The 26,069-nt window shown below is 66.7% G+C and carries 20 protein-coding genes, 1 tRNA gene and 1 pseudogene; 12 read left to right on the top strand and 10 right to left on the bottom strand.

Annotated features, from left to right (window positions below; genetic code table 11):
- Window positions 1-7 precede the first annotated feature (7 nt).
- The 3 genes and pseudogenes from DVH23_RS15380 to DVH23_RS15370 form a co-directional block, all read right to left on the bottom strand.
- On the bottom strand, window positions 8-289 hold the full coding sequence (locus DVH23_RS15380; RefSeq protein WP_114578312.1) for a HalOD1 output domain-containing protein: 282 nt from the start codon (window positions 287-289) through the stop codon (window positions 8-10).
- Between the two features lie 130 nt (window positions 290-419).
- The gene (gene leuS, locus DVH23_RS15375) at window positions 420-3,050 is read right to left on the bottom strand and encodes a leucine--tRNA ligase (RefSeq protein ID WP_114578311.1); all 2,631 of its coding nucleotides are present in this window, start codon (window positions 3,048-3,050) and stop codon (window positions 420-422) included.
- A gap of 104 nt (window positions 3,051-3,154) precedes the next feature.
- Window positions 3,155-4,414 (bottom strand): annotated as a pseudogene (locus DVH23_RS15370) (RNA-guided endonuclease InsQ/TnpB family protein).
- 326 nt (window positions 4,415-4,740) lie between these two features.
- Between DVH23_RS15370 and mptA the strand changes: the two are divergent.
- Window positions 4,741-5,670, top strand: a complete 930-nt coding sequence (gene mptA / locus DVH23_RS15365) for a GTP cyclohydrolase MptA (RefSeq protein ID WP_114578310.1) — start codon at window positions 4,741-4,743, stop codon at window positions 5,668-5,670.
- Between the two features lie 356 nt (window positions 5,671-6,026).
- On the opposite strand, the gene DVH23_RS15355 is transcribed toward mptA, so the two are convergent.
- Together DVH23_RS15355 and DVH23_RS15350 are read right to left on the bottom strand one after the other, a co-directional pair.
- Window positions 6,027-6,830 (bottom strand): TrmB family transcriptional regulator, encoded by an 804-nt coding sequence (locus DVH23_RS15355; RefSeq protein ID WP_114578308.1) that lies wholly within the window; start codon window positions 6,828-6,830, stop codon window positions 6,027-6,029.
- A gap of 46 nt (window positions 6,831-6,876) precedes the next feature.
- A complete protein-coding gene (locus DVH23_RS15350) occupies window positions 6,877-8,556 on the bottom strand; it encodes a DUF255 domain-containing protein (protein WP_114578331.1) in 1,680 nt (559 codons plus the stop codon).
- Window positions 8,557-8,680: 124 nt separating this feature from the next.
- Between DVH23_RS15350 and DVH23_RS15345 the strand changes: the two genes are divergently transcribed.
- The 3 genes from DVH23_RS15345 to DVH23_RS23610 all read left to right on the top strand — a co-directional run bounded on the left by DVH23_RS15345 (window position 8,681) and on the right by DVH23_RS23610 (window position 11,052).
- Window positions 8,681-9,295: an FxsA family protein gene (locus DVH23_RS15345; RefSeq protein WP_114578307.1), complete on the top strand. Its 615-nt coding sequence runs from the start codon at window positions 8,681-8,683 to the stop codon at window positions 9,293-9,295.
- A gap of 55 nt (window positions 9,296-9,350) precedes the next feature.
- A tRNA-Ile gene (locus DVH23_RS15340) sits at window positions 9,351-9,424 on the top strand.
- A gap of 371 nt (window positions 9,425-9,795) precedes the next feature.
- Window positions 9,796-11,052: a carboxypeptidase-like regulatory domain-containing protein gene (locus DVH23_RS23610; RefSeq protein ID WP_157972411.1), complete on the top strand. Its 1,257-nt coding sequence runs from the start codon at window positions 9,796-9,798 to the stop codon at window positions 11,050-11,052.
- Window positions 11,053-11,084: 32 nt separating this feature from the next.
- Here the strand turns inward: DVH23_RS23610 and DVH23_RS15335 are convergent, their stop codons facing one another.
- The 3 genes from DVH23_RS15335 to glpA are packed head-to-tail and all read right to left on the bottom strand — an operon-like array spanning window position 11,085 to window position 15,461.
- Window positions 11,085-12,470, bottom strand: coding sequence for an anaerobic glycerol-3-phosphate dehydrogenase subunit C (locus DVH23_RS15335; protein WP_114578306.1), 1,386 nt, complete (start codon window positions 12,468-12,470; stop codon window positions 11,085-11,087).
- Window positions 12,467-13,741 (bottom strand): glycerol-3-phosphate dehydrogenase subunit GlpB, encoded by a 1,275-nt coding sequence (gene glpB, locus DVH23_RS15330; protein ID WP_114578305.1) that lies wholly within the window; start codon window positions 13,739-13,741, stop codon window positions 12,467-12,469. Before glpB ends, DVH23_RS15335 begins: the two co-directional genes overlap by 4 nt.
- Window positions 13,731-15,461, bottom strand: a complete 1,731-nt coding sequence (gene glpA / locus DVH23_RS15325; RefSeq protein WP_114578330.1) for an anaerobic glycerol-3-phosphate dehydrogenase subunit GlpA — start codon at window positions 15,459-15,461, stop codon at window positions 13,731-13,733. Before glpA ends, glpB begins: the two co-directional genes overlap by 11 nt.
- Window positions 15,462-16,014: 553 nt before the next feature.
- On the opposite strand from glpA, the gene glpK reads away from it, so the two are divergent.
- The 4 genes from glpK (at window position 16,015) to DVH23_RS15300 (ending at window position 20,419) form a co-directional block, all read left to right on the top strand.
- Window positions 16,015-17,547 (top strand): glycerol kinase GlpK, encoded by a 1,533-nt coding sequence (glpK, locus tag DVH23_RS15315; RefSeq protein WP_114578303.1) that lies wholly within the window; start codon window positions 16,015-16,017, stop codon window positions 17,545-17,547.
- A 4-nt stretch (window positions 17,548-17,551) separates the two neighbouring features.
- On the top strand, window positions 17,552-18,643 hold the full coding sequence (locus DVH23_RS15310; RefSeq protein WP_114578302.1) for a hypothetical protein: 1,092 nt from the start codon (window positions 17,552-17,554) through the stop codon (window positions 18,641-18,643).
- A 67-nt stretch (window positions 18,644-18,710) separates the two neighbouring features.
- Entirely contained in the window at window positions 18,711-19,886 is a 1,176-nt protein-coding gene (locus tag DVH23_RS15305) for a Cdc6/Cdc18 family protein (protein ID WP_114578301.1), read from the top strand.
- Window positions 19,887-19,951: 65 nt separating this feature from the next.
- Complete coding sequence (locus DVH23_RS15300) at window positions 19,952-20,419, top strand: peptidylprolyl isomerase (protein ID WP_114578300.1); 468 nt, start codon at window positions 19,952-19,954, stop codon at window positions 20,417-20,419.
- Between the two features lie 17 nt (window positions 20,420-20,436).
- Here DVH23_RS15300 and DVH23_RS15295 read toward each other — a convergent pair whose 3' ends face one another.
- Complete coding sequence (locus DVH23_RS15295; protein WP_114578299.1) at window positions 20,437-21,552, bottom strand: BMP family protein; 1,116 nt, start codon at window positions 21,550-21,552, stop codon at window positions 20,437-20,439.
- A gap of 186 nt (window positions 21,553-21,738) precedes the next feature.
- Here DVH23_RS15295 and DVH23_RS15290 point away from each other — a divergent pair, with 186 nt between their 5' ends.
- From DVH23_RS15290 to DVH23_RS15275, 4 genes are read left to right on the top strand one after another with little or no spacing between them, the layout of a single operon-like run.
- A complete protein-coding gene (locus DVH23_RS15290) occupies window positions 21,739-22,686 on the top strand; it encodes a hypothetical protein (protein ID WP_114578298.1) in 948 nt (315 codons plus the stop codon).
- A complete protein-coding gene (locus DVH23_RS15285; RefSeq protein WP_114578297.1) occupies window positions 22,679-23,050 on the top strand; it encodes a response regulator transcription factor in 372 nt (123 codons plus the stop codon). The genes DVH23_RS15290 and DVH23_RS15285 overlap by 8 nt, the downstream gene beginning before the upstream one ends.
- A complete protein-coding gene (locus tag DVH23_RS15280) occupies window positions 23,047-24,135 on the top strand; it encodes a HEAT repeat domain-containing protein (RefSeq protein ID WP_114578296.1) in 1,089 nt (362 codons plus the stop codon). Before DVH23_RS15285 ends, DVH23_RS15280 begins: the two co-directional genes overlap by 4 nt.
- Entirely contained in the window at window positions 24,126-25,532 is a 1,407-nt protein-coding gene (locus tag DVH23_RS15275; RefSeq protein ID WP_114578295.1) for a glycosyltransferase family 2 protein, read from the top strand. Before DVH23_RS15280 ends, DVH23_RS15275 begins: the two co-directional genes overlap by 10 nt.
- Here DVH23_RS15275 and DVH23_RS15270 read toward each other — a convergent pair.
- The gene (locus tag DVH23_RS15270) at window positions 25,430-26,020 is read right to left on the bottom strand and encodes a hypothetical protein (protein ID WP_114578294.1); all 591 of its coding nucleotides are present in this window, start codon (window positions 26,018-26,020) and stop codon (window positions 25,430-25,432) included. The two genes, DVH23_RS15275 and DVH23_RS15270, sit on opposite strands and share 103 nt — an antisense overlap.
- Between the last annotated feature and the right edge of the window lie 49 nt (window positions 26,021-26,069).

The raw sequence follows: 26,069 nt of genomic DNA, 5'->3' as shown, positions 1-26,069 counted from the left end.
TTCGGACTCACTCCGCCGGCTCGACCGAGACCGTCCCCTCCGCCGTGACGCTCACCGTGTACCCACAGAACCGGAAGGTGACCGAACCGTCGAGCCGGCCTGCGCCGTTTGCCCGCGGCGCGAACAGCGCGTCGAGCGCCCCGGGATCGACGACCTCGTACAGCGTCTCGTACTCCGGCGGCGCCAGTTCAGTCGGCTCTACGCCCTCGCGGTCGGCGACCGCCTCGATGATCGCCTGGCTCGGTTCCATCCGGCCGACTGATCGGGTCGATCGGCCCCCCTCGTCCATACGTACTGGCTCACTCGAGGCGGGAGGATAAGTGTGTCCTTCCCGGCTCGTCGGGCAGAGGAAACGGTGTGCCGATCGATCGTTCCGGCGGAGGCGGATCGCGATCGACGGTGGGCTGGCTTCCTCGTTCTCACTCGAGACGGATCGCCGGCTTCCCCGGTCGGGCCTCGTCGGCCAGTTCGCCGCCCTCGCCCCGACGGACCGTCACCTCGGCGCCGAACTCCTCGCGGACGAGCCAGGCGGCCTCTCGCAGGACCGCGAGTTCCCGCTCGGGCTTGAGGCCCGGATCGACCCCTCCGCTCTCGACGACCGAGGCCGCGTACTCTCGCACCCGCTCGGCCTCGATCCCGAGGCCCTCCCCGGCCAGCCGCTCGGCGACGGTCGCCGGATCGCCCGTCTCGCGGGCGAGGTCCGCCACGCGGTGGGTCCAGTCGGGCGCGACGACGATCTCGACGCTGTCGGGCTCCGGCCGGTCTACGACCGCCGCGATCTCCCGGACGTCGTCGGTCGTTCGATCGACCAGCCGGCGCTCGCGGCGGACGCGGTCGGCCCCGCGCTCGACGGCCGGCTCGGGCCAGTCGCTCCCGGCGACGAGGCCCTCCCCCCGGAGCTTGTTCCAGCACTCCTCGGCGACGTAGGGGGCGAGCGGACCGATCAGGCGGGTAACGGCGAGCAAGGCCCGCCGATAGCTCTCTTCGTGAACCGGTCCGTCGCCGTGATAGCGCCCGAGAAGCCGGACGAACCGCCGGATCTCGGCGACCGAACGGTGGAACCGGACGCGTTCGTACTCGGCGGTCACGATCTCGATCGTCCGGTCGGTCTCGCCGTCGAGGTAGTCGTCCCTCGGCTCGCGCTCCTCGCGGACGGTCGCCTCCTCGACGAACTCGACGACCGTCGAGAACAGGCTCTGCTGGAGGTCGTAGGCCGATCCGACGCCGTCGGCGGTCCACTCGAAGTCCTGTTCGGGGTGGGCCCCCGATAGCAAGAACAGGCGGGTCGTCTCCGCGCCGTACTCGTGGGGTGCGACGACGTTGCCCGTCGAGGTCGACATCTTCTCGCCGCCGTGGAGCACCGTCCCCTGGGTCACGAGACGTTCGAAGGGCTCGGGGTCGTCTACGAGGCCCATGTCGGCGAGCGCACGCATGACGAACCGGGCATACAGCAGGTGGGCGGTCGCGTGCTCGTCGCCGCCGACGTAGAGATCGACCGGCATCCACTCGCGGGCGGCGTCGGGATCGAACGGCGCGTCGGGGAGGTCGGGATCGAGAAATCGCAGGAAGTACCACGAGGAGTCGACGAACGTGTCCATCGTGTCGGTCTCCCGGCGGGCGTCGGCGCCACAGTCAGGACACTCCGCTTCGACGAACGACTCGACCGCCTCCAGCGGGTTGCCGGTCGTCTCGACGAACTCCGGAAGTTCGACCGGAAGCTCTTCTTCGGGAACGAGCACGGGGCCACACGACTTGCAGTGAACCACCGGGATCGGCGTCCCCCAGTAGCGCTGGCGGGAGATCAGCCAGTCGCGCAGTCGGTAGGTCGTCGCCGGCTCGAACGCCTCCCGCTCGAACAGCGCTTCGCGGGCCTCGGGCCGGGCGAGTCCGTCGTACTCCCCGCTGCCGGTCAGCACCTCCCGCGATTCCTCGCCGCCCGCCCCCTCTCCGACGATCACTTCCTCGAGCGGGAGGCCCTGCTCACGCGCGAACGATCGGTCGCGGTCGTTGTGTGCGGGAACGCCCATCACCGCGCCCGTGCCGACGTCGGCGAGGACGTAGTCGGCGACGTACACCGGAAGCTCCTCGCCGGTCAGGGGGTGGATCGCTCGCGCGTCGGTCCGGTAGCCCCCCTCGCGGGCGTCGCGGTCGCGCTCGAGGAAGTCGGTAAGGCCCGGGTCGTCGGTCGCGAGTTCCGCCGCGAGATCGTGGCCCGGCGAGAGCGCGAGGAAGGTCGCGCCGTAGACCGTTTCGGGCTCCGCGGAGAACGCTTCGACGGTGCCGTAGTCGGGGACTCGAAACGCGATCCGGGCGCCCTCCCGGCGGCCGATCCAGTTGCGCTGGATTTCTCGGACGCCCTCGGGCCAGCCTGGGAGGTCGTCGAGCCCCGAGAGGAGGTCGTCGGCGTACTCCGTAACCCGCAGGAACCACTGGTCGAGTTCCCGGCGCTCGACTGCGGTTCCACACCGCCAGCAGGTGCCGTGGCGCTGGTCCTGGTCGCTGTCCCTGTTCTCGACGCTTCCCGACTCGCTGACGGACTCGACCTGGGCATCGGCGAGCACCGTCTCGCAGTCGGGACACCAGTTGGCGGTCGCCCCCTCGTAGGAGACCAGCCCCTCCTCGAAGAACCGCTCGAAGAGCCACTGGTTCCAGCGGTAGTACTCCGGTTCGCAGGTCGTGATCTCCCTCGACCAGTCGTAGCCGAAGCCGAGCGTCCGGAGCTCCTCGCGCATCCGCGAGATGCAGGCCCGCGTCCAGGACTCGGGGTCGGTGTGGCGCCGCTCGGCGGCGTTTTCCGCGGGGAGGCCGAAGGCGTCCCATCCCATCGGGTGGAGCACGTCCTCGCCCTGCATTCGGCGATACCGGGCGCAGGCGTCCGCGATCGCGTAGTTGCGGACGTGTCCCATGTGGAGGGTCCCGGACGTGTAGGGGATCATCCCCAGCACGTAGGTCGGGTCGGTCACGTCCTCGGGAAGCGCGTAAACGTCCTCGCGATCCCAGACGTACTGCCAGAACTCGCGGGCCTCGGCGGGGTTGTACTGTCTCGTCATCCCGGCTCTTGGCTCACCTGGGTGGGGCGTCCATATCACTGTTGGGCCCGGGTTGACATCCCCCGCGCCGTAAACGACGTGGAATCTCGACCGCCGTTGGGATATTACGGTTTACAGTCCACGACCTGTTCTCGCGGGGCGAAACGGCCCTCACTACAATCGAACAGATGGACTGAAGGCTGTGCCAACCAGCCGTTACTCCTATCCTGCGAAGGACTCGGAGTTACTTTTCGCCGAATGTTCTCCGCACCGTTCACGTCCGCGTTCGCCACCGTATCGCACTCTTCACAGATATACAACCCGCGCTCGACGCGCTGGTTGCCGTCTTTCGTCCCACAGGCGGAACACGTGTTTGAGGTATCATGTTCGGACTCCCCCGTCACGTCAATCCCTTCGGCTTCCGCCTTGTAGTCAAGTATCGACGTGAAGCGGTCGAACGCCCACCCGTGAAGGTCGAGGTTACCGTGTTTGCCCCAATTGCGGGAGTCCCCGTTCTCGTCGTCTCGGATACCACCGAGGTCTCCTATGACGATCGTTCCGACATCTCTCTCGACGCACTCCGCAACAATGTGTTTTGAGAGCGTATGAAGGACGTGGGTTCGGCGTTCCGTGCGCTTCCGATCCAGCCGAAGCCGCTCGTTCGACCGGCTATCGTCACACTTCGCCTTCTTTCGTCCGAAGTAGTATTCGTCCTCTTTCAGCGCGTTGCCGGGGAAGAGGATCGACTCACCGCCGAACGAAAGCGCGGCAACGTTCGAGATACCGAGGTCGACCCCGGCAGTCTCCTCACCGGGTGGTTCGGGATCAATCGACTTCCGGCAGACGAAGTGCAGCCGCCACTCATCGTACTTGTGGATGGCCCGGACCTGTTGAATGTCTCACTCGGAGAGGTCTACGTCGGGACGTAGCCCGTACTCGCATAGCACGAAGTCCGAGGGATGTTCCTTCAGGTTTCGTCCTTTAGAGAGGCGAACGCGGGTGAACTGTGCATCGTGCTTGAAGCCATCCGTTTTGAACGACACGGTAGAACGTGGGTGCGAATCGCCGCGTTTGCGGTAGCCGGGCGGTCGGGCACGGCTCTCGCCGCTCCGACGCTTCCTGAACCAACCGTTGAACGCTTCAGCGAGTTCCTCGAGAACGCGCTGACTGGATTGAGAATGAAGATCCGTATAGCGTTCGTGGCCTTTGAGATCGGATTTGAGTTCCCCGTCATCGGGGATCTCGCCCGTATCGTCCCACTGTTCGTGTGCGTAGTAGCGACCGACGTTCCAGAGTTTCGACGCGGCCCGTCCGAGTTGATCGAGGTCGTCACTCACCTGCCCTGGGTTGGTGATTGACGCTTCGAAAGTTCGGTGGATGCGCATCGATTTCTGGCTTCATAACCAGTTATCGACCTCGAGAACTTACTACTACTACCGATCCAGTATAGAATATCCGGCCATGCAATAGGCGGTGGATTGTTGCAGCAATTGACGGCGCGTATCCACGCCCCGGAGTAATTGGCGTAACCTTTGCACGTCCAAGCTCTGCAAACTGCGTCTCCTCGTCCCGTCGGTCCCAGCCTTGACGACCACGTGTTCAAACGTTACGCAGACCACTCAAGGGCGTGGATACGCGCCTGTTCAGCGTATAAACGAGCGGCCTGCAGGTTCCGAAAGGCCTAATCGCGCGCTCTCCTGAAGGTCGGTCAATGAGCCAACAGCTGCCGGACGTCCAGGCGGACGCCCCCGACGTCACCGTCGGGCTGAGCCAGGTGGGGGTCACCGGCGTCGAGAAACTGGTCAAGATCGCCCGTAACGGGAAACGGCCGATCGTCCTGATGGCGGAGTTCGAGGTCTTCGTCGATCTGCCCTCCTGGCGCAAGGGTGCCGACATGAGCCGGAACATGGAGGTCATCGACGAGGTGCTCGAGGCGGCCACACGCGAGGAGGCCTACCGGACCGAGGAGGTCTGTGGCGACGCCGCGGAACGCCTGCTCGAGAAACACGACTACACGACGAAGGCCGAAGTGTCGATGGAGGCCGAGTTCGTCCGCCGCGAGCGGACGCCCGCGACCGACCGCGAGACCCAGCACACGGTGGACATCCTCGCGAGCGCGACCGCGACCGAGGAGGGCACCCGCGAGGAGATCGGCGCCCGCGTCGTCGGGATGACGGTCTGTCCGTGCTCCCAGGGGATGTCCGTCGCCCGCGCGAAACAGAAGCTCGAGGACTTGGACGTTGCGGAGGGAAAGATCACGGAGTTCTTAGACGAGATTCCCCAGCCGGGTCACTCCCAGCGGGGCCACGCCACCCTCACCGTCGAGGCCGACGGCGACCCCGACGTCGATCTGAACGACCTCATCGACGTCGCCAGAGACTCGATGAGCGCCCGGATCTACAACCTGGCGAAGCGGCCCGACGAGGACCACATGACCTTCGACGCCCACAGCGACGCCAAGTTCGTCGAGGACTGCGTACGCTCGATGGCCGAGGGCGTCGTCGATCGGTTCGACGGCCTCGCCGACGACGCCGTCCTCACGATGAAACAGTCCAACGACGAGTCGATCCACCAGCACAACGCCCACGCCGAGCGCGTCGTCGAGATGGGGACCCTGCGAGCAGAAGTCAACGGCGACTAGACACCCCGGACGAATCGACGAGCGTCGAATCTATCGGTCGAGTCCTCGTGCCATCCACATCAGAAGGAGAATCACGCTCAGGCTAATACCGATTCCGACGCCCGCGAGTTGGGGACCCGAAACCGCGAAGTCGCCGAAGAGCGGTGGTATTCGACTCGCTCCCCAATAGATCAGGACGAACACCACAGCGAGCCCTGTAAACACCAGTTCGTAGTCGAACCACGTTTTCAACCCCTCCCACGAGGGCATGTCTCGTCTATCACTGGCGAAACATCATACTCTTTTGGGAGATCCACACCTGTAGGTGGCGTTTCCCACAATGCCGTTGGAACGAATGGCCCGTAGAGATACCAACTCTAAAAGGAAAGCGGTGTCGCCTCCTCCCACCGGGGCCCGAACTTCCCGTAGACGTCGGCGGCGAACTCGGGGTCCTTCAGGTCGATCATCCCGAACGCCTCGCCCGATCCAAGCGGGTTTGGGACCTGGATACAGACCTCGACGCCGTCGACGATGGTAAAGGACCCTCGGACGTCGGGGTTCGTCCGGACCGCGAAGTCCGCACGCTCCTGGAGGGCCTCGCGATAGCGCCGGCCGACGGTCTCTGGAAGCGAGTCGACGAGCTCCCGGCTCATCAGGATCTCGACCGTGACGCCCCGATCGAGGGCGTCCTCTAAGTGGGCGAGTGCGTCCTCGCCCAGGGTTCGGATGTCGAGCTGGGGCGAGGGATCGACGGCGACCATCACGATGTTGTCGTCGGCCGCGGCGAGCCGTTCCAAGAGGAGGTCGGCGGTCTCCTCGGGGCCGACCGTGGCGGTCCAGAACTCCTCCTCGATCGGTTCGGCGGCCTCTAGCTCCGCGGAGAGCTCCTCGACCATCGCCTCGTAGCGCTCCTCGGTCTCGCTCAGTTCGCGTCGCTTGTCGTCGAGCAGGCGCTCGAGGGCGGTGTCGGGTTCGACGGCGACGTACTTCTTCGGGCGGCTGGCGGTCTGGCTCCGGACGAGGTTGTACTGTTCGATCGCGCCCAACACGTCGTAGATCCGGCCCATCGGGACGTCGCTGGCCCGTGACAACTCCTTTGCCGTTGTCGGACCGGTGTTCAACAGGGCGCGATAGGCCCGCGATTCGTACTCCGAGAGCCCGAGATCCCTGAGACTGGCCATACCGGGACGTCCGCCCCGTCGAGTATAAACGCTGTGGTAGTTTGATTCACTCGAACAGCGCCGAGACTCGACTCTCGAGTTCGGCGGGGGTCGTTGCCGGCTCGGCGACGCGGTCGCCGTACTCGACGACCGCGGTGTCGCTCTCGACGTCGGCCCGGGGGACGACGAGTTTCTCGTGGTCGGCGAGGCGGAAGGCGGCCCGATGGAGGTCCGATCCCGCGTCGGTGCCGACCCGGATAACGAGCCGGTCCCCCGTGAGGCGGGCGACGGCGGCGGCGTAGCCCGCGGCTTCGGGACCCAGACGGTCGCTCGCGCCGGCAAACGCCGAGAGCGTCTCCCGGGCGACCTCGCGGTAGCGGTCGTCGCCAGCGAGGGTCGCGAGGTCGAGGCAGGCGTCGGCCATCCAGACGTTGCCCTCGAGCGGGCGAAGCGGACGGTCGAGCAACCCCTCGCCCTCCCGGGGGCCGTCGAGGAACGACTCTCCCTCGCGAAGGGCCTCGATCGTCCGGTCTGCGACCTCTCGAGCGGGCGCTACGGTGTCGCTTCCGAGCACGCTTCGGGCGGCGAGCAGCGCCCGACAGACCTGGGCCTGGTCGGCGAGCAGGAGCCGGGGGGACTCGGTGTCCGTCCGCCACGGCGGCGGGTCGGCCTCCCCGCCGTCGTGGCCCCCCTCGCGCGTCGGCTCACGATACCGGACGACTTCTCCCCCGTCGAGGAGCGACTCCCGGATCGTATCGAGGGCGCGTTCGGCGTACTGACGGGCGCGCTCGTCGTCGGTGTACGCGCCGTAGGTCAGCAGGGCCTCGACGGCGAGGGCGTTCGGGCCGGCGAGGACGGTCCGATCGACCGGTGGCTCGGTGGCTGCCTCCCGATCCGTGGCCGCCGCGGTGTACGCTTCGGGGTCGCCGGGCGCCTGGCTGGCGGCGAAGGCGTCGCCGGTCCACAGCGTCGTCGTCAGGTACTCGATCGTCCGTTCGGCCGGCAGGCGATACTCCTCGCGGCCGGTCGCGAGGTAGGCGTTCGAGAACGCCCTGACGAGGGCGGCGTTCGTGTCGAGGAGCTTCTCGTGGCGGAGACCGGACCAGTCGGGCTCGCCCGCGAAACGGTGGAAGCCGCCCTCGTGGTCGTCGAGCAGGTTCGCGCTCACGGCGTCCAGCGAGCGGGTCGCCATCGACCGGTCGCGGGCGAGCGCGAACTCGAGGGCCTCCGGCAGCGGGAACTTCGGCCCATCGCCCCAGCCGCCGACGACCTCGTCGTAGGCGTCGGTGAGGGCGACGAGCATCCCCGTCTCGATCGCCTCCGAGAGCTCTCCCGAGGGAGGCTCCTCCCCGGCGAGCGCCCGCGGGATCCGTCCGGCCTCGCGGCCCTCCTCGTCCCACATCGTCCCGACTCGCTCTACGACCTGCTCCATCCCGTCGGGGCCGAGATAGCCCGCGCCGGTGAGCAGGGAGCCGTCGGGCGACAGAAAGACCGTGGAGGGGAAGCCGCCCATGTTGTACCGGTCGCGGACCCGCGGGCGCCGGTCGACGTCGACCCTGACCGGGACGAACCGCTCCTCGATCGTCCGGGCGATCGACTCGACGGCGTAGGTCTCCCGGTCCATCTCGTGGCAGTGGTCACACCAGGTCGCCGTCAGCGAGAGCAGGAGGGGCCGGTCGGATCGCTCGGCCTCGACGAAGGCGGCCTCCCCCCACGGGCGCCAGTCGACCCGGCTCTGGTCGTCCATGCCGGAGGGTCGGTCGTGGCGGGCGTAAGGCCTTCGTTCGCCCGTGGGATCGCCCGGCGCGTCCGACCGGTCGAACCCGTGTCGGACGTAAAGGGTTTTCATCCCCCGGACGCTACCGCAGGGTATGCTCCGGTGGATCCTGGCGTTGTTGCTCATCCCCTTCCTCGACGCCGTCGTGCTCGCGGTCGTCGTCAGCCAGACCACCTACGTCGGCTGGGTTGGGATGGTGTTACTGGTCGTCCTCACTGGCCTGGTCGGGATGATCCTCGTCCGGGCGGAGGGCCGGCGGACGATCCGCAAGATCCAGCGCTCGCTCGCCGAGGGGCAGCCGCCGACGAACGAACTCTTAGACGGCGCGCTCCTGATCGCCGCAGGCGCCTTCCTGCTCACGCCGGGGCTCGTCACCGACCTGATCGGATTCTTGCTGGTCGTCCCGATCACCCGGGTCCCGATCCGGATGGGCGTCAAACGGTACGTCGTGACTCCCTATCTCGACGAGAAGACCGGCGGGTTCACGAGCGGCGCCGTCTGGACCTACGGCTTCCCCGGCGGTGGCGGCACCGACGCCGGGGGCCAGGCCGGTCGGACGGGCACGGGACCGGGCCCGGACGCCGACGACGGTGGGGACACCGTCGATCTCGGCGACGACGACTACTCCGTCGAGGGGGAGTCGTACACGGTCGACGTCGAGGACCCTTCCGACGGCGACCCGACTGACGACGGCGCCGACGCCCGATAGTCGACGGGGGAGAAAGAAACGTTTAAACCCGACAGCCGGCAAGGGGGAGACGCGCGGGCCAATAGCTCAATTAGGTTGAGCGCCACTCTGATAAGGTGGAGGCTCTCGGTTCAAATCCGAGTTGGCCCATACTTCTGTTGGACGACGGCTATACACAGTATAGAGCGGTGAATTAAAAGCATCTACCGGTCAAACGGTTTCAGTTCACCTACTCAGTAAGTGCAGTGCCTTCCGTCTAGGGATTTGCGTCAGTTGAACCAATTGAAGGCGTCATAGGCCATTGAGCCGCAACCAACCATCAATGTAGTTGGATAGGTCTATAACTTATAAGATAGTATAAACATTATCACACAGGGCTCTATTACTACTAAGTCAGAGGTTTGCTCAATAACTCAGTAAGTAAGATACCGCCCAGCCCTACTCTATTGCTCCTTTGACGCCATTAGTGACTGTTATCACTATTGTCAAGTTTTATTTGACTGTGCGTTGTGGACAAGGATATGCGACGACGAAACCTGTTGGCTGGTAGTGCTGTGCTCCTAGCTGGCTGTACTCAACAGTTAGATGAAGAACAACAAAGTACAGAAGAAGACGTAGATGACAACACATCCACTTCATCTAATAATAGTTCTGACGACGAGTCCAACAGTGTAGATCAATTGTCTACAAACAACACATCTAATAGCAATACCAACAATACGTCTCGTTCACAGACGACTGAAGGCAACACAAACGGTTCTGAGCGGGTTGACAATGGCTCTAACAGAACTGAACAACCATCTACCAACAATCAAAACGATTCTGACGACAATCAGGCCCCTGAAAATGCCACTGTAGATGATGGAGATGCCAGTGGTTCTGATAATGCGTCTGACGATCAACAGACCACTGAAGAGCAATCAACTGAAACGGCACAACAAACTGAAGAAGAGGAGATGGATACCGAAGAGGAAACTGTAGAGGAAGATACTGAAGAACAAAGCACTGGAGAAGACACTCCAGATGAAGGGGAGGGGAATGACACCGAAGAAGACACCTCTACTGAAGAAGAAAATGATACTTCAGAAGCTTCTGATAGCTCTCACACTGAAGAAGACGATGATGGTCCGCCATATGAGCTAACCATCACTACCGTCGATGATGGTGAACCAATTCAAAGCTTTTTGATGTTTAGTGGTGGCAATGGCATTATCCAAACTAACGACGATGGCGTTGCAACCATAGATGTATATGAAGAGCCTGCTGATGGTGTTTCCATCTATGCATTAGCCGACAATGGTGTTGTAGACATTACTGCTGCAACTAGACAACAAGGCCATCTATACGAATATGGGAAAACGACTAGCGTAGAAGTTCATGATGATACTGAAGTTCAAATAGAAACCTTCAATGAACCTTTGTGTAGTACCACTATCACTGTCCTAGACGAAGCTGAAGAACCTATCGTTGGTGCTACCATCGATGTTGACATTACGACTACTGCTGGAGCCTTTGCTAATACAGACGGATCTACTAACAAAGCTGGTGAAGCAATTATCGATGAACGCTGTGGTGAATGGACCATCGACGTAAGTGCTGACGGCTTTGAAAGCAATGGAACCACTATTGATGCTTCTGGAGTCGATGACGTTACCATTGGGTTAGAGTCACCATCAACCCCGTCAGACGATGCTAATGGATCTAATGAAACTGCCTCTACTGCTTCTAACGACGATGAAAATGCTTCTACAACGCCGTCTAATAACTCCACCGACTGACGAGTTCTCGGCACCGACTCCGACCGTACCCGCTACGGTTCCGACTGCGGGTTCTCGACCAGCGCCTCCTCGAGCAACTCGAGGGGGTGGCGGATCTCGTAGCCGGTGCCGTGTTCCATCTGCATCGCACACGTCGGACACTCCGTCATCCCGACGTCGCCGTCGGCCTCGGCCATGTGGTCGAACATCTCCTCGCCGATCTCCATCGAGGTCTCGTACTTCTCTTCTTTCCAGCCGTAGGTTCCCGAGATCCCCGAACAGGAGTCGCCGACGTCCTCGATGCCGGCGCCCTCGAGGTCGCCGAACAACTCGACTGACTGGCGCTCCAGTCCCTGATTGCGGGCGTGACACGGCGCGTGGTAGGCGAACTCCCTGGCCAGCTCCCCGGAGACGCTCGCCTCCCGGACGTCGTTTTTGAGATCCTCGTGGATGCGCAGGTACTCGACGGACTCGAAGGTGTTGGCGGCGACCGTCTCGATGCCCTCGATGTCGAACAGTTCGGGGTACTCCTGGCGAAGCGCCATCGAACAGGAGGTACACGACGCGATGGCGTCGTACCCCTGTTCGACGAGGTCCGCCATCGAGGAGACGTTGACCTCGGCGTGGCGTCGCGCGTCCGCGAGCATCCCGTTGGCGAACATCGGTGTCCCGGAGCACTTCTGCTCGGGGGCGACGACCTCGTAGCCGTAGCGTTCGTAGACGCGGACCATTGCCTTCCCGACCTCGGTGGTGTTGTAGTTCGAGTAACAGCCGTGGAAGTACGCGACCCGTTTGTCGGCGTCGCGGTCCAGTCCCAGACGCTCACGATGCGCTCTGGCACGGCGACGGGACTCGTCGGCCCCGCCGCGCTCGGCCCACCACTCGCGGAACGTCGTGGACGCGAACTCGGGGAACTCGCGTTCTTTGGTGACACCCATCGTTTTCTCCATGAGCCAGCGGGCCGGCCCGAAGTTCATCGCGACGTTGGCGAGGCGGGGCACCTTGCTGGCGAGGAAGGCGGAGGTGCGGTAGTTCGAGAGGACGCGGTTGCGCCAGTATTCGACCGACGTCTTGCTCATTTGCTCGCTGACGTACTCCCCGCGGGCAGTGTTGTGCATCTGGGAGAGCGGAACGCCAGACGGACAGGCGTCGTCACAGCGCATGCAGTTCGAACACGACATCACCGAGTCGTCGATCTCGTGACCCTCCCGGCGCTTGAGCCGCCACTGTTCGGGCCCCTGGAACTTCGGTCCGGGGAAGTCGTCGTCGACCTCCGCGACCGGACAGCTCGTATCACACGCCGAGCATTTGAAACAGGAGTCGGCGCCCGGACGCAGGTCGAACTCCTCGGTCGCAGGAAAGACGTCGACGGGCTCGAACTCGCGGCCCGTGTTCGGTTCGATCGGATCGAAGTCGGTTTGGGGTCCTGTGTCGCTCATCGTACCTCCATCGCAGCCGTGTTGCCCGCGACGTAGCCCGTCGCGATCGAGACGCCGCTGCCCGATTTCTCCGCGGCGAAGTCGTAGCCGCCGACCACCGATCCCGCCGCCCGCAGGTTCTCGAACTCGACTCGCCCGTCGGCGGCGAGCGGACGGAGCGTTTCGTCGGTGTCGACGCCGAACCTGGCGAAGGGGTGGTCGCCGAAGGCGTCGCCGTCGAACCACTCGTAGCGGTCGTCGGCGTGGGCGACGTGACAGTCGAACACCGGCTCCCGGACCGACTCCCGATCCGATTCGATGCCCTTGCCGACCAGCCCGCCCGTCGCGAGGACGTACTGGTCGGCGCGGTTGGGGATCCGCGCGCCGTTTTTCTCGACGTACACCGTCTCGATTTCCCCGCCGTCGGCGTCGAAATCGACGACCGGGTTTCCGGTCTCGACGCTCGCGCCGGCCTCCTTTAGGGCCTCGAACAGGGCCTCTTCCAGCCGGAGGCCGGGTAACGACGGCGGTCCCATCGGAACCTCGAAGACGTCGGCGCCGATCCGGTCCTCGAGCGCACCGCGCACGGCGTCGGTATGTTGGTCGCCGAGGACGGCCGGGAAACCGACGCGCCGTTCGTTCCCGTGGACGGTGTTGACCCGTTCGGCGAGCGCGTCGCGGGCGCCCCGCGTTCGCCCCCGGACGGCGACCTCGCCGTTCGTGTCGAGCAGCTTCGCGTACCGGGTCACCTTCGCGTCCGCCCGCAGGTCGCCTGGAAATCGGATCGTCTCCCCGCGGACGTCGAACGGGACGCCCGCGGCCTCCAGGTGGGCCGCGGCCTGGGGCGCATCGAAGTCGGTCATGGACTCGATGCCCACCAGCAACACGTTGCGGTCGTCGCTCGCCAGCCCGGCGGCCGCGCCCGCCGGGTAGCGCGCGGTCGGTTTGACCGTCCCGCCGTGGGTCGGGACCAGCGCGTTCGCGTCGGTGTGGCCGCCGCGGTAGTCGGTCACGTCGTCGAACAGAGTCATCGCCTCCCGGACCGTCTCGACGCCGACCGTTCGGTACGGATGGTCGTCGGGCAACCCGGGCATCGCGGCGTAGGGATCGACTATTGGCCCCTCGCCGTCTGGCGTGTACCCCAGCAAGTCCACCAGCCCGGAGGCGTGGTGCAGCGAGCTCTGCTTGTAGGAGACCAGCCGGACGTCCGCGCCCTCGCGTGCGGCCGCGAGCGCGCTCGTCAGTCCCGCGAGCCCCCCGCCGACGACGAGCACCTCCGACTCAATCGCCATCCTGGCCCCCTCCGTCGGTGGCGACGCCGGCCGTTCCCGAGGGCTCGCTTGATCGGGCGCCGCCGTCGAACGCCGTGAAGTCGACGGGATCGCCGTCGGCCGGGTCGCGGTCGCGGTTCTGTGTCGTGGCGTGGAGCGCGTAGTTCAGTGCGGCCTGGGAGAGCTGTTCGCCCCAGAGGGCGTGGCGCTGGCCCTTCCAACGCTCCTGGAGTAGCTCGTCCCACGCTTGCCGGGCGACGTCCTCGTCGTACTCGCCGTGGAGTTCGCCGGCCATGCGATGACAACAAAAGCCCCCCTGGCAGTTGCCCATCGAGGCGCGGGTCCGGATCCGGACCGCGTTCAGGTCCGAGCCCGACCCCTCGATCGCGTCTCGGATCTCCGCGCGGGTGACTCCCTCGCAGGTACAGACGGTGGGGTTGGGATCGCTGGTCGTCAGTACCTCGTCGGCCCGGGAGCCGAGGCGTTCGACGCTCCGCCGGCCGATGGGCGATCGCAGGCCGAACTCGTCCATGTAGTCCCGGAGCACGGTGAAGTCCTCGCTGCCCGGTAGCGGAACGTCGGCGGTGTGACAGTCGGCGTCGATCCCGAACTGCGCGCAGACGTGGTCGCTGATCTCCTCGCCCATCATCCGGTAGGTCGTGAACTTCCCGCCGACGATGCTCGTCATCCCCTCGAGGCCGTCGCGTTCGGCGTGGTCGAGCAGGAAGTAGTCGCGGGTGATGTCCGTCGGGTCCGTGCTCCCGACCTCGGGCGGTTCGTACAGCGGGCGCACGCCCCAAAACGAGCGGATCGTCCGGGCGTCCTCGAGCATCGGCACCAGTTCCGACAGCGTCTCGATCATCAGGTCCACCTCCCACCCCTCTTCGGGGTACTCCTCGGGGTCCTCGACCTCCTCGTCGGTCGTGCCGAGGATGGCCGTCGTCTCGTGGGGGACGACGATATCGGCGTCGCCCTTCGGCCGACAGCGGTTGATGACGGTGTCGACCTGCCGGACGTTCATGATGGTCATGACGCCCTTCGAGGGCCGGACCTCGATGTCGACGCCCGCCATCTCGCCGATCCGGCCGGCCCACGCGCCCGTCGCGTTGACGACGTAGTCGGCGCGGATCTCCTCGCGTCCCCCCTCGGTGCCGTGGACGCGCTTGCCGGCGCCCGAGGCGTGTTCGACCTCGAGGCCGACCACCTCGCCGTCTTCGATGAGGACGTCCCTGACCGTCGAGTGGGTCTCGATGCGCGCGCCGTGTTCGATCGCGCTCGCGGCGTTCGCGACCACGAGCCGGAAGGGGTCGACCGCGCCGTCGGGGACCGAGATCGCCTTCTCGACGTCTTTCGCCAGGTGGGGCTCCATCGCGCGGGCCTCCGCCCCCGAGACCACCTCGGCGGGGATCCCACACGCTCGACAGCCCCGAAGCTTCTCCTGGAAGTACTCCTCGTCGTCCTCCGGGCGTTTGACGAACAGGCCGCCGGTCATCTCGACGCAGTGGGTCGCGATCTCCCTGAGTACCCGATTCTCCTCGATACACTCCCTCGCGCTCGCCCGGTCGGAGACCGCGTACCGCCCGCCGCTGTGGAGCAGCCCGTGCATCCGGCCGGTCGTGCCGTGGGTCAGGTTCCCCTGTTCGACGAGGGTCACGTCCAGGCCCCGCATCGAGAGGTCGCGGGCGATCCCGGCTCCGGTCGATCCGCCCCCGATGACTGCGATGTGTGGTGGCGATCCCATCTCCGTTCGTCCCGTTCGGCCCCGATCCACTTTATTTAACCGGTGGGTCGAAGCTGGTGGTAAACTTATTCAGCCGACGGTCACTATCCGCCCGAGAACTTCCTCGTCGGAACGGACCGCTTCGGCCCGCGGATCGCGTCCCCGTCGCGCCCGAACCGTCTCGCTACCGCCGATCGCTGGCCGAACCGCTCGTTGGGAGCGGTGAACGCGGTCGATGGACGGCCCGAACGCGCGATCCGGCGGCGTTTCGGACGGGATGGTCACGCTGCCGGCTCGTCCTCATCGCGGAGTGAAATCGAGAACCCGCCGGGCGAGCAAGAGGCCCCATGCGGTCACCGCCGACGATCCATCGGAGGGGCGGTTTGGGACAATCGAGGCGACTCTGGCCCCGAACGGCACCAGTGTCGCTTCTATCCGCCGATCATGCTCCTGGGACCGACCGAGCGTTCCGTGATTCTCCCCGATTATGGAGAACATTTAATACATATCCCGCTATTGTTTACTGTCAAGGTGGCTCGGTTAGTAAACTGCCGCCTGACGGAGAGTCACAATCATGGCAACTTCATACGTCGGCGCGATCGATCAGGGAACGACCGGGACCCGCTTCATGGTCTTCGACCACAGCGGGGAGGTCGTCGCCAACTCTTACGAACGACACGAACAGATCTACCCGGAACCGGGCTGGGTCGAACACGATCCCGTAGAGATCTGGGAGAACACTGTACACGTCGTCGAGACGGCGCTCGAGGAGGCGGACCTCGACCCCGAGCAGCTGGCGGCAGTCGGAATCACCAACCAGCGCGAGACGACGATGGTCTGGGACGCAGACAGCGGCCGGCCGATACACAACGCCCTGGTCTGGCAGGACCGTCGAACCACGGATCGCGTCGAGGAACTCCAGGACGCGAGCAAGGTCGAGGGGATCCGCGAGAAGACCGGCCTCGAGTGTGACGCCTACTTCTCGGCGACGAAAGTCGAGTGGATCCTTGACAACGCCGAGCCCCTGAAGCTCCAGAGCGGCCGGTCGCGGGACCTGCGCGAACGCGCCCGCGACGGCGAGCTGTTGATGGGGACGATCGACTCGTGGCTGGTCTACAACCTGACGGGCAACCACATCACGGACGTCACGAACGCCTCCCGGACGATGCTGTACGACATCCACGAGATGGCGTGGGACGACGACCTCCTCGCGGAGTTCGACGTTCCGGAGGCGATGCTGCCCGAGGTCCGGCCCTCCTCGGACGAGAACCTGTACGGACACACCGATCCCGACGGCTTCCTCGGTGCCGAGGTCCCGGTCGCCGGGGCCCTCGGCGACCAGCAGGCGGCGCTGTTCGGACAGACCTGTTTCGACACGGGGGACGCGAAGAACACCTACGGCACCGGGTCGTTCTACCTGATGAACACCGGGGAGGAGGCGGTCGAGTCCGACCACGGCCTGCTCACGACCGTCGGCTTCCAGCTCTCGGGCGAGCCGGTCCAGTACGCCCTCGAGGGCTCGATCTTCATCACCGGCGCCGCCATCGAGTGGTTGGAGGACGTTGACCTCATCAACAACGCCGCACAGACCGCAGAGCTCGCGAGTTCCGTCGATTCGACCGACGGCGTCTACATGGTGCCGGCGTTTACCGGGCTGGGTGCGCCCCACTGGGACGGGCGGGCCCGGGGGACGATCGTGGGGATGACCCGCGGGACCGGGAAGGAACACATCGTCCGGGCGACTCTGGAGTCGATCGCCTACCAGACCCGGGACATCGCGGAGGCGATGGAGGCGGATTCGGGGATCGAGACGACGTCGCTGCGGGTCGACGGCGGCGCGGTCAAGAACGACTTCCTGTGTCAGCTCCAGGCCGACATCATCCAGACGGAGATCGCCCGTCCGGTCGTCGACGAGACGACGGCGCTGGGATCGGCGTACGCGGCCGGGCTGGCCGTGGGCTACTGGGACGACATCGAGGAGTTGCGGGACAACTGGCGGGTCGACCGGGAGTTCGTCCCCGAGATGGACGACTCGACGGCCGATCGGATGTACGGCCGGTGGGACGACGCCGTCGAGCGCTCGCTCGACTGGGCGCGCGAGGAGTAACACGATGGACGGAATCGTCCTTCAGGTTCCGGTCGTCGGGATGGCCTGGGAGGAGTTCGCGCTCCTGTTCATCACCGCGCTTGCGGGGGGTGCTTTCGGCGCGGCCCTCGGCGCGCTCCCGGCGTTCGTCTTCACGGGGTTCGTCGTCTTCCTCGGCGAGGGCATCGCGATCCTCGAGCGGGAGATCGCGGGACTCGACGTCGTCGCCGCGGGCGATCTTGCGACCGGGGTCACCGGCGTCATCGGCTTTGGCGCCGTCACCGGCCCGCATATCGCTTTCGCGGGGGGTGTCGCCGCGTCGGCGTACGCCGGCAAGAAGTATCCCGAGATGAAACCCGAGGGGTGGGACTACCACTTCGGGAAGGACATCCTGTACGCGTTCGGGACGAAGCCGGACATCCTCGCGGTGGGCGCGGTCTTCGGCGTCGTCGGGATGCTCATCACGCAACTGGCCAACGGACTCTTCATCAACGTCATGGAGACGACACCCCCGACGGACTTCATCGCGGTCTCGGTGGTCGCGACGGCGCTTCTCGCCCGTCTGGCCTTCGGCTACCCGCTCGTCGGAAAGCCGAGGGGATCGGGCTACCTCGACATGTCCCTCTTCGAGAGCGAGACGCCGTATCCGGAAGCCGAAGGCGAGAAGAGAGAACACGTGGGTCGGTTAGCGACCGAGCCGTGGCTCCCCCACCAGTACGAGTGGTCGGGCGTCACGGTCATCGGCCTCGTCGGCGGGATCCTCGGGGGATACATCTGGATCCAGACCGGGAGTATCTTCCTCGGCTACGCGATCTCCGCGATGAGCCTGCTGTTCTTGAACCTCGGCGTCGAGAAGATCCCGGTGACCCACCACATCACGCTCGTCGGTGCGGTCGGCGCCGTCGTCTTCGACCCCGTCGCGGGGAGCGTCGTCGCCCTGCTCGCCGCCGGCGTGTTCGGGGCGGCGAGCGGACTGCTGGGCGAACTGACCCAGCGGCTGTTCTACGCCCACTCGGGGACCCACGTCGACCCGCCGGCGATGGCGATCGCGCTCGCGATGCTGGGTGTCGGGATCCTCGCACTCCTCGGCGTACTCCCGAACGCGGGCTACCTCTGAGAGCACCGATCGCGATCCTTTTTTAGGTGTGACCGAAACTCCCCACCGACGACGATCCGGCCAATACATGGACATCGACGCGAGAATCGAACGACGGCGACGCCAGGACGGGAGCCCTCGCCTGATCCGGAACTACGACTCGCTGTCGCCGGTCGCACACGTCGACGAACCGTCCGATCGGGGACCCGTACTCGAGCGACTGCTCGACCATCTCGATCCGGTGTTCGAGGGCGGGCTCCCCCCGAACGCGTACGTCCACGGCCCGTTCGGGTCCGGAAAATCCGCGATCGTGACGGCGCTGTTCGCGCATCTGGGAGGGCTGTCAAGGGAGACGCGGTCGATCATCCACACGAGCACGCGGGCGGTGCCGCCGACGGTTCCCGAGTTCGTCTACGTCGACCTGCGGGAGGTGACCAGCGAGTTCGCCTTCTACCACGGCGTCCTCGACGAGCTCGTCGACGAGCCGGTCCCCGACCACGGGGTCGGTACGGCGGAGCTCCGCGAGCGCCTCCACGCGCTGCTGGGGTCGTCCCGGACCGGGGCCGTCGTGGCGGTCGACCACGTCGACGATCCCGGGGGGATCGACGCGGCGGCGCTCGCCGACCTGTTTGCGGGCCTTCCGAGCACCGTGAGCTGGCTCGCCGTCGGGAGAGCCGACCCGGAGGAGACGAGCCTGAGCAGGTACACGGCGACGTCGATCCCGGTCGAGCGCTACCGGCGCCGGGTGCTCGTCGACGTTCTGATGGCGCGTGCCTCGGCGGGGCTCGCCCAGCAGGCACTCGAGCACGACCTGGCGCGTCGGATCGCCGTCTGGGCCGAGGGCAACGCCCACGACGGGCTGACCGCGCTGTTCGTCGCCGCCGACCGGGCCGACCGGGAGGGACGCACTCGTCTCACCGAGGCCGACGTCACGGCGGCGATCGAGGAGATCCCGCGGCCGTCGGTCTCCCTCGGGAGGGTGCTCTCGCTGCCGGCCAACAAGCGACTCGTGTTGCGCCACCTCGTCGACCTCGATCCAGAGGATCGGGGTTCGGTCACCGCGACGACCGAGGCGATCAGCGCCGAACCCGACGTCGATCTCTCCGCGGGAACGGTCAAACGGTTCCTCTACGAGATGGCCGAAATCGCCGTCGTCGAGCGCGTCCGGTCCGACTTGTCGACCGGCAAGGGACGACCGCCGAGTCGCCTCGAGTTGCGCTTTCCCCCGACCGCGTTCCGCCGCCTGTACGATCTCCAGCGGTAGCATCTCCGAGGCGTCCTCCCGAGGCTCATCGAAAGGGCTATCCTCGCCTTCGCGTAGTACGACCCGTGAGCGTCGAACCCGGCGATCGGGTACTGCTCGAGTACGTCGGCCGGCTCGAGGACGGGACCGTGTTCGCGACGTCGGACCCGCCGGGCACCGAGAGCGGGGGACCGGAGCCGACCGGCGACGACGACGAGAGCGAGCCCCTCGCCTTTACCGTCGGCCGGAACGAGGTCATCGAGGGGCTCGACGAGGCGGTCGTCGGGATGGACGTCGGCGAGACCGCGACCGTCACCGTCCCGCCCGAGGACGGCTACGGCGAGTACGACCCCGATCGGGTCCGGGAGTACGACGTCGGCGAGTTCGAGGCGATGGTCGGGCGGCCGCCGGAGATCGGCCTCCACGTCGAGGCGCGAAACGACCTCCACGGGGACGTCACTGCCGTCGCCGGTGACACCGTCGAGGTCGACTTCAATCACGAACTCGCGGGGAAGACGCTCGTCCTCGACGTCCGCGTCCGGGACGTCGCGTAGCGACCTCCTGGACCGACTCAACAGCCGGTCGGGCCACAGCTGAGATCGACCCGCCCCTCCTCGAGGGCGTCCTCGGCGTCGCCGACGGCCTCGAGGACGCCCTCGGGGAGGCGGTCTTCGAACTCTCTGCCGACGACGAAGCCGACCCCGCCGTTTGCGACGCTCAGGGTCCGCTCGCCGACCACCTCCTCGAACTCGTCCTCGACGACCGCTTTCGCGACCCGGTAGGTCGCCGAGTCGACGGCCTTGACGGCCGAGCCGAGGATGACGTCGGCGTACTCCTCGACGGCCACCGACTGATCGGTGTCGACCCCGAGGGCGAACCGGCCCCGCCGGTCGGCCGCCGCGAACACCCCCTCGCCGGCCCCGGCGGCCGCGTGCCAGACGACGTCCGCGCCGTCGTCGATCTGGGCGCTCGCGACGCGGTCGGCGCCGGCGGGGTCCTCGAAGCTGCCGCCGTACCCCGAGAGCACCTCGACGTCCTCGTTGGCCCACCGGGCGCCCTCGACGTAGGAGCGCTCGAACGCCCGGAGCAGATCGCTCTCCTCGCCGCCGACGAAGCCGACGGTCGCGCTCTCGGGATCGGTCCGGTACCGGTTGTGATGGAACCGTTCGCCGGTCATCGTGCCGGCGACGACCCCCGCGAGAAAGGAGAGTTGGTCGTTGCGCTCGATCCAGCCCGAGACGTTGTCGGCGCCCTGGATGGCGTTGTTGATCAACATCCAGTTCTGGTCGGGGTAGGTCGCCGCGTTCGTCGACAGCGCGTCCGTGTGGTAGTCGCTGGCACAGACGACCAGATCGTGGCCCTCCTCGGCGGCGTCCGCCTGGACCGACTCGTAACGCTCGGGCTGGGTCGCCTGGATCGTCCGGATCCCGAACCCGTACTCGGAGGCGGCCTCCTGGAGGCCGGCCAGGGCCTCGTCGTTGAACGCGTCGTCGTCGAACCCCGCGGGACTCGAGACCATCGCCACCTCGTCGACCCGCTCCTCCCCGGAGTCCTCCCCGAGACCGCTCCCGGCGCCGGCGAGACAGCCGGCTGTCGCCGTCGTCCCCGACAGCGCGGTCGCAAGCAGCGTTCGTCGGTCGATACGGCTCCCGGTCCCCGGAACCCGACTCCCCGGACGGCCTCCCATGCTACACCTCCACAAGTGTTTCAACCGGGGTAAAAACGTTTGCATCTATGATGTCGTTTGTCCAATGGGTATCGCGTCCCGGCCCGGGGACGGGACTCCGCGACGGTCGGACTCCGACGGGTACGATCACATGACTGTCAACCATCCATGTTTTTATGGTCGACCGACGAGTCGATCTCACCAGCCATGACGGTCATTCGAGACGAGGAGACCGAAACCCTCGCCTACGAGCTCCGGCGGCGGATCGCGCCGATCCTCGGCAACGCCGAGCTGGCGCTCGACGGCGCGTTCGGCCCGGTAACCGACGAACAGCGCGACGCCCTAGAGGAGATCGTCGGCGCGAGCGAGGAGCTGGGGACGGTGATCGCACACGCCTTCGAGGCCGACGGCGTCGCGGAGGTCGTCGAGAGCGACGACCCCCTCCCCGCGGCCCCCGACTCCGCGCCCCCGGTCGCCCTGTCGGTCGACGACGGGTTCGACCGGCTGCTCGTCGAGCAACTCGAGCGCTCCGGGTACGAGGTCCTCGAGGGCGAGCCCGACGGCCCCCATCACGCGGTCGTCGACTGTGGCGTTCCGACGCGGGCCGACCTCGAGGCCCTCCGGGAGCGCGCCGGCCGCGAGGAGGTCGTCGGCCTCACGGTCGTTTCGACCGTCGACGCCGACTCGCTTCCGGCGCCGGCGCTCGGCGTCTCGGCGATCGTCTCCCCGACCGCGTCCGAGAGGCGACTCCGCGAGGTGCTTTCCGATCTGGCGGGCGAGAGCACGGTCGCCCTCCTCGGACCGGTCGACGACCGGTTCCGTGAGACGTTGACCGGTGTCGAGGAGGCGTCGGTCATCGAGGTCGATCCTCGCAGTGGCGCCGCCGGCGTCCTCGAGACGATCGCGGCCAACGGTGCCGACGTCGCGGTCCTCGATACCGGGACGGAAGGGGTCGACGCGGAACTCGTCGCGGCGCTGCGGGACCCGGCGGAGCCGGCCCACCTCCCGCTGGTGGCCGTCGGCCCGCCGCCGACCGGCGGCGAGTGGACGGCGATCACGGGCCACGATCAGTTCGCCCACCGGCCGCTCTCGACGGTCGAACTCGCGGGCGAGGTGGTGTCCGACCTCTCGCGGAGGGGAGCGACGGATGGCTGAACGGGTTCTGGTCTGTGAGGACGACGAGCACGTCCGCGAGTTGCTCGCCTACCGCCTCGAGACCGACGGCTACGACGTCGTGGCGATCGACGACGGCGAGGACTGCTGGGAGCGCCTCGAGGGGGCCGACGAGCTTCCCGACGGGCTCGTCCTGGACCTGATGCTGCCGGGGCTCGACGGCTTCGGAATCCTGAGCCGGCTGCGCGACCACGACGACCTCGAGGAGCTTCCGGTGGTCATGGTCACCGGCCGCGGGTTGGAACGCGACGTCGTTCGGGGGTTCGAACTCGGCGCCGACGACTACGTCACCAAGCCGTTCAGTCCCTCGGAGGTCTCCGCGCGGCTGGGGCGGCTGGTCCGATGAACGCTCTCGGGAGCGCCTTCGTCGCCATCGTCGCCGCGACCGCCGTCGTCGGCGCGCTCGCGCTCGTGGTCTCGATCCTCCTGGCCCGGTTCGACCGCCGGCGCGAGCGGGCCCGTCCTCGCCTGGTCGAGGAGTTGTTCGCCCGGCTCGACCGGCCGGACCCGAACTGGTCGGGGTGGGTCGGGGAGCTGTCGCTCACCGAACGGTTCGTCCTCCGGCGGCTTCTCGCCCGCTACCTCCGCCAGCTCCGCGGGCGCGAGCGCGACCGGCTCGTCGACCTCGCCGAGGCCCTCGGGGTCGGCGACCGCGCGGTCGACCTGCTCGCCAGCCGGACGGTGACCAGCCGGCTCCGGGGACTGATCTGGCTGACCCTCCTCGAGCGCGACGTTCCGACCGAGCGCCTCCGGGAGCGCTGTACGGACCATCCCGCGACCCGTGCGGGAGCCGCCCGCCTGCTCTCCGTCGCCGGCGGACCCGACGCCGCCCGCGACGGGACCTCGCTCCTGTTATGGTCGGGCGAGGAGCGGCTGTCGGTGTTCGGACTCGACACGCTCTACCGGCTCAATCGCCGGGACGCGACCCCGCTGCTGGCTCACGCCGACGCGGAGGCGACCTGGTGGTCGGAGGGGCTGGTGGTCCAGACCCTGACCGTTCTCGCTCACTGCCAGGCGACCGAGCGGGCCGACCGGTTCGCGTGGCTCCCCGCGCTCCTCGACCACGACTCGCCACAGGTGCGGGCAACGGCGCTGTCGGCGTTCGCCCGCCAGGGCTGGCGCCGGGAGCTCCGCGAGCGCGTCGACGCCGAGCGGGCGCTCGCGGACCCGGAGCCGGCGGTCCGGACGGCGGCCTACGAGCTGTTCGGCAAGTGGGGCGACGGTGAATCGGTCGACTGGCTCCGGTACGGCGTCTACAACGATCCCGACGACCGCGCCCGGCTGGCGGCCGCCCGGACCCTCCGGCGGGTCGGCGGGCTCGAGAGCGTGACCGACGGGACGGGCCAACCGGACGAGGCGGTCGCGCGGACCGTCGCGTGGGCCGGGGCCGAACGACGGACGCCGAGGAGGGTTGCGACCGGATGGACGTAGCCGCCGGCGTCTCGACGGCCCTCTGGCTCGCCAGTTGGTTTTTCGTGCTCTACTTCGCGCTCGTCAACGGCAGCTACCTACTGATCCACCTCGTCTCGATCGCGGTTCTGGCGGGCAACGTCCGCGACTGGCTGATCGAACCGGCCTATGAACCACACAACTCGCCGTTCCTGCCGGGGATCAGCGTCGTCGTCCCCGCCTACAACGAGGAGGTGACGATCGTCGAGACCGTCCGGTCGCTTCGCAACTTAGAGTACGGAAACTACGACCTCGTCGTCGTCAACGACGGTTCGACCGACGCCACGCTCGACGTACTCGTCGAGTCCTTCGACCTCGAGCCGATCGAGGCGCCGGTCCCCGTCGACCTCCCCTGCGAGGAGGTCCGGGGAGTCTACCAGTCCCCGCGGATCGACCTCGTCGTCATCGACAAGGAAAACGGCGGAAAGGCGGACGCCCTCAACGCGGGCGTCTTCTTCACCGACCAGCCCCTGTTCTGTGCCGTCGACGCCGACACCGTCATCGAGCGGGGGGCGCTTCTGGAGGTCGCCGAACCGTTCCTCCGGGATCCCGACCGGACGATCGCCACCGGCGGGGCGGTCCGGGTCGCCAACGGCTGTTCGATCGGCCGCGGGGTCGTCCGGGAGGTCGGACTCTCGAGGAATCGTCTGGCGAACCTCCAGGTCGTCGAGTACCTCCGGGCGTTTCTCTCGGGACGGATCGGCTTGAGCGGGATCGGTGGCCTCCTGATCATCTCGGGGGCGTTCGGCCTCTTCCGGACCAGTGCCGTCCGGGAGGTGGGCGGGTACTCGACGGACACCATCACCGAGGACATGGAGCTGATCGTCCGGCTCCATCGCGAGTTCGCGGGCGAGGACTACCGGATCGAGTTCGTCCCCTACCCCGTCGTCTGGACGGAGGTGCCCGCCTCGCGGGCGGTACTGGCCCGCCAACGGGGCCGCTGGTTCCGGGGAATGGTCGAGACGCTGTGGATCCATCGCCGGATGATCGGCAATCCGAACTACGGCGTCATCGGGCTCGTTGCGCTCCCCTTTTTCCTCCTCGTCGAGACGATCGGCCCGCTGATCGAGGGCGTCGGCTACCTCCTCGTCCCGATCGCCTTCCTGCTCGGGATCCTGAACGCCCCCTTCTTCCTGCTCTTCCTGGGGATCGCCGTCGGCATAGGCACCCTCCTGTCGTGGCTCTCGGTGCTGAACGAAGTCGTCAGCTTCCGGCGCTACCGGAACCCGCGGGACATCGCTAGGCTGCTCGGCTACGGCCTCGTAGAGCACGTCCCCTACCGACAGTGGAAGTCCTGGATCGCCTGGGTCGCGGTCGTCCGGTACCTCCGCGGGGAGGGCGGGTGGGGGGAGATGATCCGGGTCGGCTTCGACCAGTAGGTGCTCCCGCCGGGACGCTTACGTGTCGATGCCCCCGCTGAACCGTTCGGGCGTTCCGAGAGTTCGTCGAACCGATTCCGGTTTCGGCGGCGGCGTCGGCTTTCTCCGGGGAGGCGCTCGACCGCCACGAGGTCGCCCTCGTCGTCGAACCACGAGAGGAGGGCGTCGCACTCGCTTGCGCCGGGGAGGATCGGGTCGTCGGTCTCGAGGACGGCCCGGTCTTCGCTCTCGACGAGGATCACGACGAACCGTCCGTCGACGATCCGGTCGACGATCGCGACCGCGGCGTCGGACGAGGTCGCAAACGGCGGACCCGTGGCCTCCCGGGGTGGGAGCCCTCCACCCTCGCCGCCGGGCGGTTCCGGGCCGGGCGGCCCGCTCCCGTCGCGGACACTGGTTGCCGTCCCGAACAGCGAGGCGAGGGCGATCGCCGCGAGCGTTCCCAGCACCTCCAGCACCGTCCGCCGTCCGTAGGCGCGGTCGGACATGGCCCGCCTGGGCCCGTCATCGCGTAAAAACTCCGGGACCGACGGGAGC

The organism is Saliphagus sp. LR7, from assembly GCF_003344565.1.
GTDB lineage: Archaea > Halobacteriota > Halobacteria > Halobacteriales > Natrialbaceae > Saliphagus > Saliphagus infecundisoli.
The sequence above is the reverse complement of the archived record's forward strand: the minus strand, read 5'-3'. Positions and strand labels throughout refer to the sequence as shown.